The organism is Streptomyces bikiniensis (assembly GCF_000716625.1).
Classification (GTDB): domain Bacteria; phylum Actinomycetota; class Actinomycetes; order Streptomycetales; family Streptomycetaceae; genus Streptomyces; species Streptomyces bikiniensis.
On sequence record NZ_JNXJ01000023.1, the window covers coordinates 1 to 12,740 of the forward strand.

Here is a 12,740-nt window from a genome sequence, read left to right on the forward strand (position 1 = left end):
CCGGCGGTGTCCGGTGCGTGCGATCGCAAGGCGGAGGGTCGCCCCGATACTGGATGTATCGGGGTGATCCCGACAACGCGGCGAGCGTGCGTGCCGGGCACCGCCGGGCAGGCGGGACTTTCGACACACGCCCTAGATCCGGTCCAGGACCCGCGTCAGCAGTTCGCCCATCCGGGCCGCCGAGTCGCGCCCCGCCTGGAGGACCTCCTCGTGGTTCAGCGGCTCGCCCGAGAGCCCCGCCGCCAGGTTGGTGACGAGCGAGATGCCCAGGACCTCGGCGCCGGCCTCGCGGGCCGCGATGGCCTCCAGGACGGTGGACATGCCGACGAGGTCGCCGCCCATGACGCGGACCATGTTGATCTCGGCCGGGGTCTCGTAGTGCGGGCCGGGGAACTGCACGTACACGCCCTCTTCGAGGGTCTCGTCGACCTCCTTGCACAGCGCGCGCAGCCGCGGCGAGTACAGGTCGGTGAGGTCCACGAAGTTCGCGCCGACGATCGGGGAGGCGGCCGTCAGGTTGATGTGGTCGCTGATCAGGACCGGCTGCCCGGGGCGCATGCCCTCGCGCAGACCGCCGCAGCCGTTGGTCAGGACGACGGTCTTGCAGCCGGCGGCGACGGCGGTGCGCACGCCGTGGGCGACGGAGGCGACGCCCCGGCCCTCGTAGAAGTGGGTGCGGCCCAGGAAGACCAGGGCGCGCTTCGCGCCGATCTTGTACGAGCGGACCTTGCCGCCGTGGCCCTCGACGACCGGCGGCGGGAAGCCGGGGAGTTCGGTCACCGGGAACTCGGCCTCGGGGGCGCCGAGGGCGTCGACGGCGGGCGCCCAGCCCGAGCCCATGACCAGGGCGACGTCGTGGCTCTCGACTCCGGTCAGCTCGCGAAGACGTGCGGCGGCGGCCTCGGCGGCCTCGTACGGGGTGGCAGTTGCGTTCACTGACTTCTCTCGCCTCGGGGAGGGGAGTCCGAGGCGGGCCCCGGACGATTTGCTACGCGAAGAAGCGTAGCCGGAGAATCCCTACGCGCGTAGATGACGGTGCTGACGGACATGCGATCGTTGTCTTGTCGTTTCCGACGAAAGCACGGCCGGGCGGGTCCGCGGCCGCTCAGCAGGGGCGCTTGCGCAGCTCCATCACGTAGTCGTGCGGCGCGCCCGCCGACTCGGCCGCGTCCGCGACCTCGCCCAGGTAGCGGGCCGACGGAAGGCCGCCCTCGTACCCGTTGAGGACGTACGCCCAGGCGGGTTCCTCGCCGTCCAGGGTGTGCACCCGCACCCGCATGCGCCGGTAGACGTCGAGGCCCACGCCCTCCCAGCGGTCCATGGAGTCCTCGTCCATCGGCGCGATGTCGTACAGCGCCACGAAGACCTGGGAGCGGGGGGCCTCCACGATGGTGGCGAGGGCTCCCTCCCACCCCATGTGCTCGCCGCCGAAGGTGAGCCGCCAGCCGTTCAGCCAGCCGGTGCCGCGCAGCGGCGAGTGCGGTGCGCGGCGGCTCATCAGCCGCGCGTCCAGGTTGCCGGCGAAAGCGGCGTAGAGGGACATGGGACCGAGGGTACGGGAGGGGGCGAGGGGGCGGGCGGGTTCCCCGGAGCGCCGCCGGACCGTCCCCGGACCCCTTCGGCGCCCCCGCCGCGTGACCGCGCCGGACGTGCGGGACAATGGGGTACGCACTTGAAGCGTGCGGGACAATGGCGTACGCACTGCAGCCCAGCGGGGGACCCCCCGGCAGAACGAGAGCGCGAGGCGTAGATCCCAGTGACCCGGATCGTGATCATCGGCGGCGGACCCGGCGGATACGAGGCGGCCCTGGTGGGCGCCCAACTCGGCGCGGAGGTGACCGTCGTCGACACCGACGGCCTCGGCGGCGCGTCCGTCCTGACCGACTGCGTCCCCTCCAAGACCCTGATCGCCACCGCCGAGGTGATGACCACCTTCGACTCCTCGTACGAGGAGCTGGGCATCATCGTCGCGGACGACACCCCGCACATCGACCAGGCCGCCCGGGTCGTGGGCGTCGACCTCGGCAAGGTCAACCGGCGGGTGAAGCGCCTCGCGCTCGCCCAGTCGCACGACATCACCGCCTCCGTCACCCGCGCGGGCGCCCGCGTGCTGCGCGGCCGCGGCCGGCTCTCCGGCCGGCAGGCCGTGGACGGCTCCCGCCAGGTGGTCGTGACCGCCGCCGACGGCACCGAGGAGACGCTGACCGCGGACGCCGTGCTGATCGCGACCGGCGGCCACCCGCGCGAGGTGCCCGACGCCAAGCCCGACGGCGAGCGCATCCTGAACTGGACGCAGGTCTACGACCTCAAGGAGCTCCCCGAGGAGCTCATCGTGGTCGGCTCCGGCGTCACCGGCGCCGAGTTCGCCGGCGCCTACCAGGCGCTCGGCTCCCGGGTCACCCTGGTCTCCAGCCGCGACCGGGTCCTGCCCGGCGAGGACCCGGACGCCGCCGCCGTCCTGGAGGACGTCTTCCGGCGCCGCGGCATGAACGTCATGGCCCGCTCCCGCGCCGAGTCCGCCAAGCGGGTCGGCGACCGGGTCGAGGTCACCCTCGCGGACGGCCGGGTCATCTCCGGCACCCACTGCCTGATGGCCGTCGGCGCGATCCCGAACTCGGCCGGCATGGGCCTGGAGGAGGCGGGCGTCCGCCTCAAGGACTCCGGGCACATCTGGACCGACCGGGTCTCGCGCACCTCCGCCCCCGGCGTCTACGCGGCCGGCGACGTCACGGGCGTCTTCGCGCTCGCCTCGGTCGCCGCCATGCAGGGCCGGATCGCGATGTACCACTTCCTGGGCGACGCGGTGACCCCGCTCAACCTGAAGACGGTCTCCTCGAACGTCTTCACCGACCCCGAGATCGCCACCGTCGGCTACACCCAGGCCGACGTGGACGCGGGCAAGATCGACGCCAAGGTCGTCAAGCTGCCGCTCCTTCGCAACCCGCGCGCGAAGATGCAGGGCATCCGGGACGGCTTCGTCAAGATCTTCTGCCGCCCGGGCACCGGCATCGTGGTCGGCGGCTGCGTCGTCGCCCCGCGGGCGAGCGAGCTGATCCATCCGATCTCGATCGCGGTCGACAACAATCTGACCGTCGAACAGATCGCAAATGCTTTCACCGTGTACCCCTCCCTGTCGGGCTCGATCGCGGAAGTGGCACGGCAGTTGCAGACCCGAAAGTCGGCGGGCGACGCCTAGCCGCCGGGCCCGGCCCGGCTCCCGCCTGCGGGAACGGTTCGCCGACTCGGACAACCCCCGGCAAGCCGGGGCATAGAACGATCAATGACGGGGCCTCCCATACCACTTGGGGGCCCCGTCCGTGCGCAACTTCTGCAATTCGCCGCATACTGCTGAAAAGCATCGCGCGGCCACGTTACTGTCAGTTTCGTGTTCGCTGCAGAACGTCGCCAGTTGATCCTCGAAATGGTGCGCGCCAACGGAGCCGTGTCGCTCCGTGAGCTCGCCCGCGTCGTCCAGACCTCGGAGGTGACCGTACGGAGGGACGTACGGGCCCTGGAGGCAGAAGGACTCCTCGACCGCCGGCACGGCGGTGCGGTGTTGCCGGGCGGATTCACGCGAGAATCCGGCTTCCCGCAGAAATCCCATCTCGCGACCGCGGAGAAGACGGCCATCGCCGACGTCGCGGCGAGCCTCGTCGAAGAGGGCGAGGCCATCGTCGTCGGCGCCGGGACGACCACGCAGGAGCTGGCCCGCCGGCTCGCCCGCGTGCCCGGCCTGACCGTGGTCACCAACTCCCTGCTCGTCGCCCAGGCCCTCGCCCACGCCAACCGGGTCGAGGTCGTCATGACCGGCGGCACCCTGCGCGGCTCCAACTACGCGCTCGTGGGCAGCGGGGCCGAGCAGTCGCTCCAGGGGCTCAGGGTCTCCCGGGCCTTCCTCTCCGGGAGCGGCCTGACCGCCGAGCGCGGCCTGTCCACCTCCAACATGCTCTCCGCGAGCGTGGACCGGGCCCTCGTCCAGGCGGCGGCCGAGGTCGTGGTCCTCGCCGACCACACCAAGCTGGGCTCCGACACCATGTTCCAGACGGTGCCCACGGACGTGATCACCCGTCTGGTCACCGACGAGCCCCCCGCGCACGACGAGCGGGCCGCCACCGAGCTCCAGGCCCTCGCGGACCAGGGCGTGCAGATCGCCGTCGCGGGCACGGGCGCCGGCTCGGGACCCGCCGGGGGCGACCAGCTCCCCCCGGGGGCCCGGCCCCGCCGTGACGTGCCCCTCCCGGGCCAGCGCGGCCGGATGGTGGCGGGGCAGTTCCGGGGCCCGGGCGGCGGCCTCGCCGCGGAGACGCTGGAGCGCACGGCCCGGGTCGCGGACCTGCGCCGCCGCTGAGGGACGGCGTCCGGCCCGTCTCCGAGGGGACCCTCCCCCAGGGGTCCCGTGCACCTCAGGCCTTGATCCCCCGCAGCGTCAGCGCGAGCAGACGGTCCGCCAGCTCCGTGTCCTGCGGGCACTGCTCCGCCGCGAGCGCGATCGCGTTGGTCAGCTGCATCAGGTCCCCGATCGACACGTCGGCCCGCACCTGGCCCACCTCCCGGGCCCGCCCGAGCAGCCGCTCGCCCGCCGCGCGCAGCGGGTCGCTGCACCGGGAGAGCGCCGAACTCCGGTCGTACGAGGCGGACATCAGCGCGTGCGCGAGGCCCCGGTATTCGCCCGCGTGGGCGACCAGGGCCCGCAGCCACTCCACGAGCGCCCGGCACGGCGCGTCGGAGCCGGCCAGTTCCCGCGAGCGGTCCAGGAGCTCCGCCAGGGCCTCCTGGAAGACGCCGTTCAACAGGTCGGCGCGGGTGGGGAAGTGGCGGTAGAGGGTGCCGATGCCCACGCCCGCGCGGCGCGCGATCTCCTCCAGGGGCGCGTCGGCGCCCTGGACGGCGAAGGCGGCGCGGGCCTCGGCGAGCAGGCGTGCGTGGTTGCGGCGTGCGTCGGCGCGCATGGCGGTCGGAGGCCCTCCCCTCGGCGAAGGGCCCGCAGGCTGCTGCCTGCGGGCCCTCCGTACCGTACTGGGTGCGGCCATCAGTCCTTGATCTCGCAGATGGCGGCGCCGGAGGTGACCGAGGCGCCGATCGCGGCGTTGAGGCCCTTGACCGTGCCGGAGCGGTGCGCGTTCAGCGGCTGCTCCATCTTCATGGCCTCCAGGACGACGATCAGGTCGCCCTCCTCGACCGCCTGGCCCTCCTCGACCGCGACCTTCACGATCGTGCCCTGCATCGGGGAGGCGAGGGTGTCGCCCGAGGCCGCCGGACCGGACTTCTTCGCCGCGCGGCGCTTCGGCTTGGCGCCGGCCGCCAGACCCGTACGGGCCAGGGACATGCCCAGCGACGAGGGCAGCGAGACCTCGAGGCGCTTGCCGCCGACCTCGACGACGATCGTCTCGCGGCCCGCCTCGTCCTCGTCGGCGTCCGCGCCGGCCGGGGCGAAGGGCTTGATCTCGTTGACGAACTCCGTCTCGATCCAGCGGGTGTGGACCCGGAACGGGTCCGCGGTGAACGCCGGGTCGACCACGACCGCCCGGTGGAACGGGATGGCCGTGGCCATGCCCTCCACCTTGAACTCCGCCAGGGCGCGCGCGGCGCGCTGGAGGGCTTGCTCGCGGGTGGCGCCGGTGATGACCAGCTTCGCGAGGAGCGAGTCCCAGGCCGGGCCGATGACCGAGCCGGACTCCACGCCCGCGTCCAGGCGGACGCCCGGGCCGGTCGGGGGCTGGAAGAGGGTGACGGTGCCGGGGGCCGGGAGGAAGTTGCGGCCCGGGTCCTCGCCGTTGATGCGGAACTCGAAGGAGTGGCCCCGGATCTCCGGGTCGCCGTAGCCCAGCTCCTCGCCGTCGGCGATCCGGAACATCTCGCGGACCAGGTCGATGCCCGTGACCTCCTCGGTCACCGGGTGCTCGACCTGGAGGCGGGTGTTGACCTCCAGGAAGGAGATCGTGCCGTCCAGGCCCACGAGGAACTCGACCGTGCCGGCGCCGACGTAGCCGGCCTCCTTCAGGATCGCCTTCGACGCGGCGTACAGCTGCTTGTTCTGCTCTTCCGTCAGGAAGGGGGCCGGGGCCTCCTCCACCAGCTTCTGGTGGCGGCGCTGGAGCGAGCAGTCGCGGGTGGAGACCACGACCACGTTGCCGTGGGTGTCGGCCAGGCACTGGGTCTCGACGTGGCGCGGCTTGTCCAGGTAGCGCTCCACGAAGCACTCGCCCCGGCCGAAGGCCGCGACGGCCTCGCGGACGGCGGAGTCGTACAGCTCCGGCACCTCTTCGAGGGTGCGGGCGACCTTCAGGCCGCGCCCGCCGCCGCCGAAGGCGGCCTTGATGGCGATCGGCAGGCCGTGCTCCTTCGCGAAGGCCACGACCTCCTCCGCGCCCGAGACCGGGTCGGGGGTGCCGGCCACGAGGGGGGCGCCGGCGCGCTGCGCGATGTGACGGGCCGCCACCTTGTCGCCCAGGTCCCGGATCGCCTGCGGCGGCGGGCCGATCCAGATCAGGCCCGCGTCCAGGACCGCCTGCGCGAACTCGGCGTTCTCCGAGAGGAAGCCGTACCCCGGGTGGACCGCGTCCGCGCCCGAGTCCTTCGCGGCCTGGAGGACCTTGGCGATGTCCAGGTAGCTGGTGGCCGGAGTGTCACCGCCCAGGGCGAACGCCTCGTCGGCCGCACGGACGTGCAGCGCGTCCCGGTCCGGCTCGGCGTACACGGCCACGCTGCCGATACCCGCGTCCCGGCACGCCCGGGCCACACGGACAGCGATTTCGCCACGGTTGGCGATGAGCACCTTGCGCACGATGGCTCCCTCCTTGAAACAAGCTGAGTTTAGGGACTGCCGACACGGCCTTTCGACCCGTCCCCAGTGGTGAGCTTTCCCACACGGAGGGTGACCCCGGGCCTGCTCGGATCGTGAATTCCCTTGTCGCACCACGGTACGCAGGGTTCCTTTACGGCACAGTAGCTCCGGGGTGTGGCGCAGGTCTCTGTTCATGGAGCCAGTCGCCGTTCGGGTTTCTTTGTCGGGTCCCTACGAACGGTTCGGCGTTTCTTTGCGCGGCCTTCCGGCGTGCCCCGGCGTGTGCGAACTCTTGTCCGGGTGTTTACCGGCCAGTAGCCTGCCCGCTGTCGATCGTACTGCTGGTAACAGGCGAATCCAGGGGGTGGCCGAGGTGGCCCGCAGACCGATAGCTCTCGTGACGGCCGCCGTGCTCCTCCTCGAAGCGCCCGGCGTCGTCGCCGTCAACGCCGTCATGGCGCGCTTCGTGGAGGTCCAGTCGATGTCCCTCGACGGCATGGACCCCGACGCGGTGGTCACCGGCACCTGGGCCCTCGGCATCGCCTCCGGGGCGGCCCTCGTCCTCTGCGCCCTCGTCGCCCTCCTCGCGGGCCTCCGCGACCGCCGCCCGGGCCGCCTCGGCCGGGGCCTGCTCATCGGCTGCGCGATCGTGCACGGCGTCCTCGGCGCGGTCGCCGTCGGCCTCCTCGGCTGGCAGGCCTTCGCCTTCCTGATGGCGGTCCTCGGCCTGATCGTCCTCACCCTGGTGGCGTACGGGGAGGAGGCCGGGAAGCCGGCCGCGGAGAAGGCGCCGGCGCCCGCGTAGGCCCTGCCCCTGCCCCGGGCCTCAGGCCCAGAGGTCCGTGATCTCGACGTCCAGCTTGCGCAGCAGCCGCCGCAGCAGCGGCAGGGACAGGCCGATCACATTGCCCGGGTCGCCGTCGATGCCGTCGATGAACGGTGCCGAGCGTCCGTCCAGGGTGAACGCGCCCGCCACGTACAGCGGTTCGCCGCTCGCCACGTACGCCGCCACCTCACGGTCCGTCGGCTCGCCGAAGCGGACCACGGTGGAGGCGGTCGCCGACTCGTAGCGCTTGGCGGCCGTGTCGTACACGCAGTGACCCGTCTGGAGGACACCGACCCTGCCCCGCATCGCCTTCCAGCGGGCCACGGCCTCCTCGGCGTCGGCCGGCTTGCCCAGCGCCTTCCCGTCCAGCTCCAGGACCGAGTCGCAGCCGATGACCAGCGCGCCGGACACCTCGGGCCGCGCGGCCACGTGGGCGGCCTTCGCCTCCGCGAGGGCGAGCGCGAGCTCGGCCGGGGTCGGGGCGTGGACCTTGTCCTCGTCGACGCCGCTCACGATCACCTCGGGGGCGAGTCCGGCCTGCCGGAGCAGACCGAGCCGGGCGGGGGAGGCGGAGGCGAGCACGACACGGCGCGGATCAGCAGTCATGGGGGCAGCGTAGCCAGTACGGAGGACCCGGACCCACCGGACGGCCGGGGCACGCGCGTGCGTGGCCGACCGGGACCCGGCCCGCCGCCGTACGCACGCGCGCGTGGTCAGCGCACGCCGACCACGAACATCAGCACCACCATCGCGACCGCGAGGAGCACGCCCGCGCGGCGGAGCATCGCCTGCATCTCGCGCATGAACTTCGGCGGCTGATTCTTCGGGTCGGACCACAGCATGCCTACGATCCTGCGGCCGGGAGGGCCGCGGCGCCTGAGTACGGGTACTCAACCGGTCCGGTATCCGGAACCGGGTGCACGCGCGCGAAGGGCCGGACCCCCCGCACAAGGGATCCGGCCCTCCGGCCCTGACGTCTACACGGGCCGGTACGACCTCGCCCAGGCCCGCGGACCCGGGCGCTGCCGTACGGCCCGCGCGATACGGGAGGGGTCCGACCACCCCTCCGGTACCGCCGGGCCGCCGCCCTCGGCGGACGCCGCCGCCGTGGCCGCGGCCCGGGCCTGAACCACCGCCAGTGCGGCGGCCAGCTCCTCCGGAGTCGGGTTTCCTCGTACGACCTTGATCATGTCGGCTCCTTGAAGGTCCGGAGGGGCTGCTAGAGCGGGATGTTGCCGTGCTTCTTCGGAGGCAGGGATTCCCGCTTCGTACGGAGCTGACGCAGGCCCTTGACGATCTGCGGGCGCGTGTCGGACGGCAGGACCACGCCGTCGATGTAGCCGCGCTCGGCCGCCGTGTACGGGTTGAGCAGGGTGTCCTCGTACTCCTGGATCAGCCGCGCCCGCGTGGCCTCGACGTCGTCGGCCTCCGCGATCGTGCGCCGGTGCAGGATGTTGACCGCGCCCTGCGCGCCCATGACCGCGATCTGCGCCGTCGGCCACGCCAGGTTCAGGTCCGCGCCCAGGTGCTTGGAGCCCATGACGTCGTACGCGCCGCCGAAGGCCTTCCGGGTGATGACCGTGATCAGCGGGACCGTGGCCTCCGCGTACGCGTAGATCAGCTTCGCGCCGCGCCGGATGATGCCGCCGTACTCCTGGTCCACGCCCGGCAGGAAGCCCGGCACGTCCACGAAGGTCAGGACCGGGATGTTGAAGGCGTCGCAGGTGCGCACGAAGCGCGCGGCCTTCTCGGAGGCGTCGATGTCCAGGCAGCCGGCGAACTGCATCGGCTGGTTGGCGACCACGCCGACCGGGAAGCCCTCGACGCGGCCGAAGCCGGTCAGGATGTTCGGCGCGAACAGCGCCTGCGTCTCCAGGAACTCGCCGTCGTCCAGGACGTGCTCGATGACCTTGTGCATGTCGTACGGCTGGTTCGCCGAGTCCGGGATCAGCACGTCCAGCTCGCGGTCCTCGTCCGACACCTCGGTGTCCGCGGTCTCCGGGAAGGCCGGCGGCTCCGACAGGTTGTTCGAAGGGAGGTAGGAGAGCAGGGACTTCACGTACTCGACGGCGTCCTTCTCGTCCCCCGCCATGTGGTGCGCCACGCCCGAGGTCGCGTTGTGCGTCCGGGCGCCGCCCAGCTCCTCGAAGCCCACGTCCTCACCGGTCACCGTCTTGATGACGTCGGGGCCCGTGATGAACATGTGCGAGGTCCGGTCCACCATCACCGTGAAGTCGGTGATCGCGGGGGAGTACACCGCGCCGCCCGCGCACGGGCCGACGACCAGCGAGATCTGCGGGATCACGCCGGAGGCGTGGGTGTTGCGGCGGAAGATCTCGCCGTACATGCCGAGCGCGCTCACGCCCTCCTGGATGCGGGCGCCGCCGGAGTCGTTGATGCCGACGACCGGGCAGCCGGTCTTCAGCGCGAAGTCCATCACCTTGATGATCTTCTGGCCGTACGTCTCGCCGAGCGCCCCGCCGAAGACCGTGAAGTCCTGCGAGAACACCGCCACCGGGCGCCCGTCGACCGTGCCGTAGCCGGTGACGACGCCGTCGCCGTACGGACGGTTCTTCTCCAGGCCGAAGTTGGTGGAGCGGTGCCGGGCGAACTCGTCCAGCTCGACGAAGGACCCCTCGTCGAGGAGGAGGTCGATCCGCTCGCGCGCGGTCAGCTTCCCCTTCGCGTGCTGCTTCTCCACCGCACGCTCCGAGCCGGCGTGGGTGGCCTCGTCGATACGGCGCTTGAGGTCCGCGATCTTGCCCGCGGTCGTGTGAATGTCGATCTCGTGCTGCTCTGCCGGCTCGGACATCGGGATGCGGCTCCCTGCCTGGTCACGGGGGGTTCGTTGACTGCGAATGGGCTACTGCTGCCCTACTGACCCGTAGCGTATCCACGCCGATACGGTTCGGCACTGCGGTCTTTGCCACACCTACTCTGGCTTGCATGACGTCCTCCCAAGGCTCCGGCGGACGCTGGTCCGACCTCGACCGGCCCCCGCTCAACGAGACGGCCCTGCGCCGCGCGCTCGTCCTCCCCGACGGACTGTGGACCTCGCTCGACGTGGTCCCCACCACGGGTTCCACCAACACCGACCTCGCCGCCCGGGCCGGCGACCTGCCCGAGGGCGCGGTCCTCGTCGCCGAGGAACAGACCTCGGGCCGGGGCCGCCTCGACCGCACCTGGACCGCCCCCGCCCGCTCCGGGATCTTCGTCTCCGTGCTGCTCAAGCCGGACGTGCCCGCCCACCGCTGGGGCTGGCTCCCGCTGCTCACGGGCGTGGCGGCGGCGACCGGCCTCGCGAAGGCCGCCGGCGTCGACATGTCACTCAAATGGCCCAACGACCTCCTCGTTTCCGTCGCCGGCGAGGAGCGCAAGGCCGGCGGCATCCTCGCCGAGCGGGCCGGGACGGACGGCGTCGTCGTCGGCCTCGGCCTCAACGTCACCCTCCGCGAGGACGAACTCCCCGTCCCCGGCGCCGGGTCCCTCCTCCTGGCCGGCGCGGTCTCCACCGACCGCGACACCCTCCTGCGGTCCGTCCTGCGCTCCCTCGCGCAGTGGTACGGGGAGTGGGTGCGGGCGGGCGGCGACCCCGCCGCCTCCGGGCTCCAGGAGGCCTATGCGGCCGGCTGCGCGACCCTGGGCCGCCGGATCAGGGCCGAGCTGCCCGGCGAGCGGACCCTGGAGGGCGAGGCGATCGCCCTGGACGGCGACGGGCGCCTGGTGGTGGCCACGGAGGGCGGCGGCACGGAGGCGGTGGGCGCGGGCGACATCGTCCACGTACGGACGCCGGACGTCTGACGGGCCCGGAGGGGGCGGGGGACCCGTTCCGGAACGGCTCCCTCACCCCTGCGGAGGACGGAGCGGCTCGCCTTCCGGGCGTGAGCCATTCCACACCTGTCGTATCGTGGAGCGCGATCCAGGCGACAGATCGGCAGGGCAAGTGGGCAGGGAACGGGCAGGAGGCGGCCGGTGACCGTCGACGACGAGGACTCGGGCGGAGCGCCCGAGCCTCCCGCGTACCCCACCCCCCATCACGAGGTCGACCACACGGCCGAACCGAGCGACGACCCCCTCGCCATCCGCCTCGAACAGCTCATCCTCGGCGCGGACCGCCGCTACACCCCCTTCCAGGCCGCCCGCACGGCCGGCGTCTCCATGGAGCTGGCCTCCCGCTTCTGGCGCGCCATGGGCTTCGCGGACATCGGGCAGGCCAAGGCGCTCACCGAGGCCGACGTGCTCGCCCTGCGGCGGCTCGCGGGCCTCGTCGAGGCCGGGCTGCTCAGCGAGCCGATGGCCGTGCAGGTCGCCCGCTCCACCGGGCAGACCACCGCCCGGCTCGCCGAGTGGCAGATCGACTCCTTCCTGGAGGGCCTGACCGAGCCGCCCGAGCCCGGCATGACCCGCACCGAGGTCACGTACCCCCTGGTCGAGCTGCTCCTGCCCGAGCTGGAGGAGTTCCTGATCTACGTCTGGCGCCGGCAGCTCGCCGCCGCCACCGGCCGGGTCGTGCAGGCCGCCGACGACGAGGAGATGGTCGACCGGCGGCTCGCCGTCGGCTTCGCGGACCTCGTCGGCTTCACCCGGCTCACCCGCCGCCTGGAGGAGGAGGAGCTGGGCGAGCTGGTCGAGGCCTTCGAGACCACCTGCGCCGACCTCGTCGCCGCGCACGGCGGCCGGCTCATCAAGACCCTCGGGGACGAGGTCCTCTACGCGGCGGACGACGCCGGCATCGCCGCCGAGATCGCGCTGCGCCTGATCGAGACCCTCGGCCACGACGAGACGATGCCCGCACTGCGCGTCGGCATCGCCTTCGGCACCGTGACGACCCGGATGGGCGACGTCTTCGGCACCACCGTGAACCTGGCCAGCCGGCTCACCTCGATAGCCCCGAAGGACGCCGTCCTGGTCGACAGCGCCTTCGCGAAGGAGCTGACCAGGACCGGCGAGGCGCCCGTCTCGGAGGCGGAGGCGGCCGAGGAGGCGGCCCGCGCCGAGAAGGAGGGCCGCACGCCCGCCGCGTACCGCTTCGCGCTCCAGCCGATGTGGCAGCGCCCGGTCCGCGGCCTCGGCGTCATCGAACCCTGGCTCCTGGGCCGCCGTCCGTCCTAGGATCTCCTCCGTGAACGC

Annotated in this window: 13 protein-coding genes; 5 read left to right on the forward strand and 8 right to left on the reverse strand. The window is 72.6% G+C overall.

The genetic code is table 11. From position 1 onward, the window contains the following. Positions 1-132: 132 nt before the first annotated feature. Together OO47_RS19395 and OO47_RS19400 are read right to left on the reverse strand one after the other, a co-directional pair. The gene (locus tag OO47_RS19395; RefSeq protein WP_030216993.1) at positions 133-936 is read right to left on the reverse strand and encodes a purine-nucleoside phosphorylase; all 804 of its coding nucleotides are present in this window, start codon (positions 934-936) and stop codon (positions 133-135) included. A gap of 169 nt (positions 937-1,105) precedes the next feature. After that, entirely contained in the window at positions 1,106-1,543 is a 438-nt protein-coding gene (locus OO47_RS19400) for a gamma-glutamylcyclotransferase (protein WP_030216997.1), read from the reverse strand. Between the two features lie 213 nt (positions 1,544-1,756). Here OO47_RS19400 and OO47_RS19405 point away from each other — a divergent pair, with 213 nt between their 5' ends. Continuing rightward, positions 1,757-3,196 carry an NAD(P)H-quinone dehydrogenase gene (locus OO47_RS19405; protein ID WP_030217003.1) on the forward strand — a complete coding sequence of 480 codons (1,440 nt, stop codon included), beginning with the start codon at positions 1,757-1,759 and terminating at the stop codon, positions 3,194-3,196. Positions 3,197-3,421: 225 nt separating this feature from the next. After that, positions 3,422-4,348 carry a DeoR/GlpR family DNA-binding transcription regulator gene (locus tag OO47_RS19410; protein ID WP_030217005.1) on the forward strand — a complete coding sequence of 309 codons (927 nt, stop codon included), beginning with the start codon at positions 3,422-3,424 and terminating at the stop codon, positions 4,346-4,348. 55 nt (positions 4,349-4,403) lie between these two features. Here the strand turns inward: OO47_RS19410 and OO47_RS19415 are convergent, their stop codons facing one another. After that, positions 4,404-4,949: a TetR/AcrR family transcriptional regulator gene (locus OO47_RS19415; protein ID WP_030217007.1), complete on the reverse strand. Its 546-nt coding sequence runs from the start codon at positions 4,947-4,949 to the stop codon at positions 4,404-4,406. A gap of 80 nt (positions 4,950-5,029) precedes the next feature. Continuing rightward, entirely contained in the window at positions 5,030-6,784 is a 1,755-nt protein-coding gene (locus OO47_RS19420; protein ID WP_030217008.1) for an acetyl/propionyl/methylcrotonyl-CoA carboxylase subunit alpha, read from the reverse strand. A 373-nt stretch (positions 6,785-7,157) separates the two neighbouring features. Here OO47_RS19420 and OO47_RS19425 point away from each other — a divergent pair, with 373 nt between their 5' ends. Continuing rightward, a complete protein-coding gene (locus OO47_RS19425) occupies positions 7,158-7,589 on the forward strand; it encodes a hypothetical protein (RefSeq protein WP_033209656.1) in 432 nt (143 codons plus the stop codon). 21 nt (positions 7,590-7,610) lie between these two features. Here the strand turns inward: OO47_RS19425 and OO47_RS19430 are convergent, their stop codons facing one another. The 4 genes from OO47_RS19430 to OO47_RS19440 form a co-directional block, all read right to left on the reverse strand. After that, positions 7,611-8,216: a nucleoside triphosphate pyrophosphatase gene (locus tag OO47_RS19430; protein ID WP_030217015.1), complete on the reverse strand. Its 606-nt coding sequence runs from the start codon at positions 8,214-8,216 to the stop codon at positions 7,611-7,613. 107 nt (positions 8,217-8,323) lie between these two features. After that, on the reverse strand, positions 8,324-8,452 hold the full coding sequence (gene mmpB / locus OO47_RS38470; RefSeq protein ID WP_267883700.1) for a morphogenic membrane protein MmpB: 129 nt from the start codon (positions 8,450-8,452) through the stop codon (positions 8,324-8,326). A 135-nt stretch (positions 8,453-8,587) separates the two neighbouring features. Then, the gene (locus OO47_RS19435) at positions 8,588-8,800 is read right to left on the reverse strand and encodes an acyl-CoA carboxylase epsilon subunit (RefSeq protein ID WP_030217016.1); all 213 of its coding nucleotides are present in this window, start codon (positions 8,798-8,800) and stop codon (positions 8,588-8,590) included. A 29-nt stretch (positions 8,801-8,829) separates the two neighbouring features. Beyond that, the gene (locus tag OO47_RS19440) at positions 8,830-10,422 is read right to left on the reverse strand and encodes an acyl-CoA carboxylase subunit beta (protein WP_030217017.1); all 1,593 of its coding nucleotides are present in this window, start codon (positions 10,420-10,422) and stop codon (positions 8,830-8,832) included. A 134-nt stretch (positions 10,423-10,556) separates the two neighbouring features. Here OO47_RS19440 and OO47_RS19445 point away from each other — a divergent pair, with 134 nt between their 5' ends. Beyond that, positions 10,557-11,411, forward strand: a complete 855-nt coding sequence (locus OO47_RS19445; RefSeq protein WP_030217019.1) for a biotin--[acetyl-CoA-carboxylase] ligase — start codon at positions 10,557-10,559, stop codon at positions 11,409-11,411. 171 nt (positions 11,412-11,582) lie between these two features. Further along, positions 11,583-12,722, forward strand: a complete 1,140-nt coding sequence (locus OO47_RS19450; RefSeq protein ID WP_030217021.1) for an adenylate/guanylate cyclase domain-containing protein — start codon at positions 11,583-11,585, stop codon at positions 12,720-12,722. Positions 12,723-12,740 lie beyond the last annotated feature (18 nt).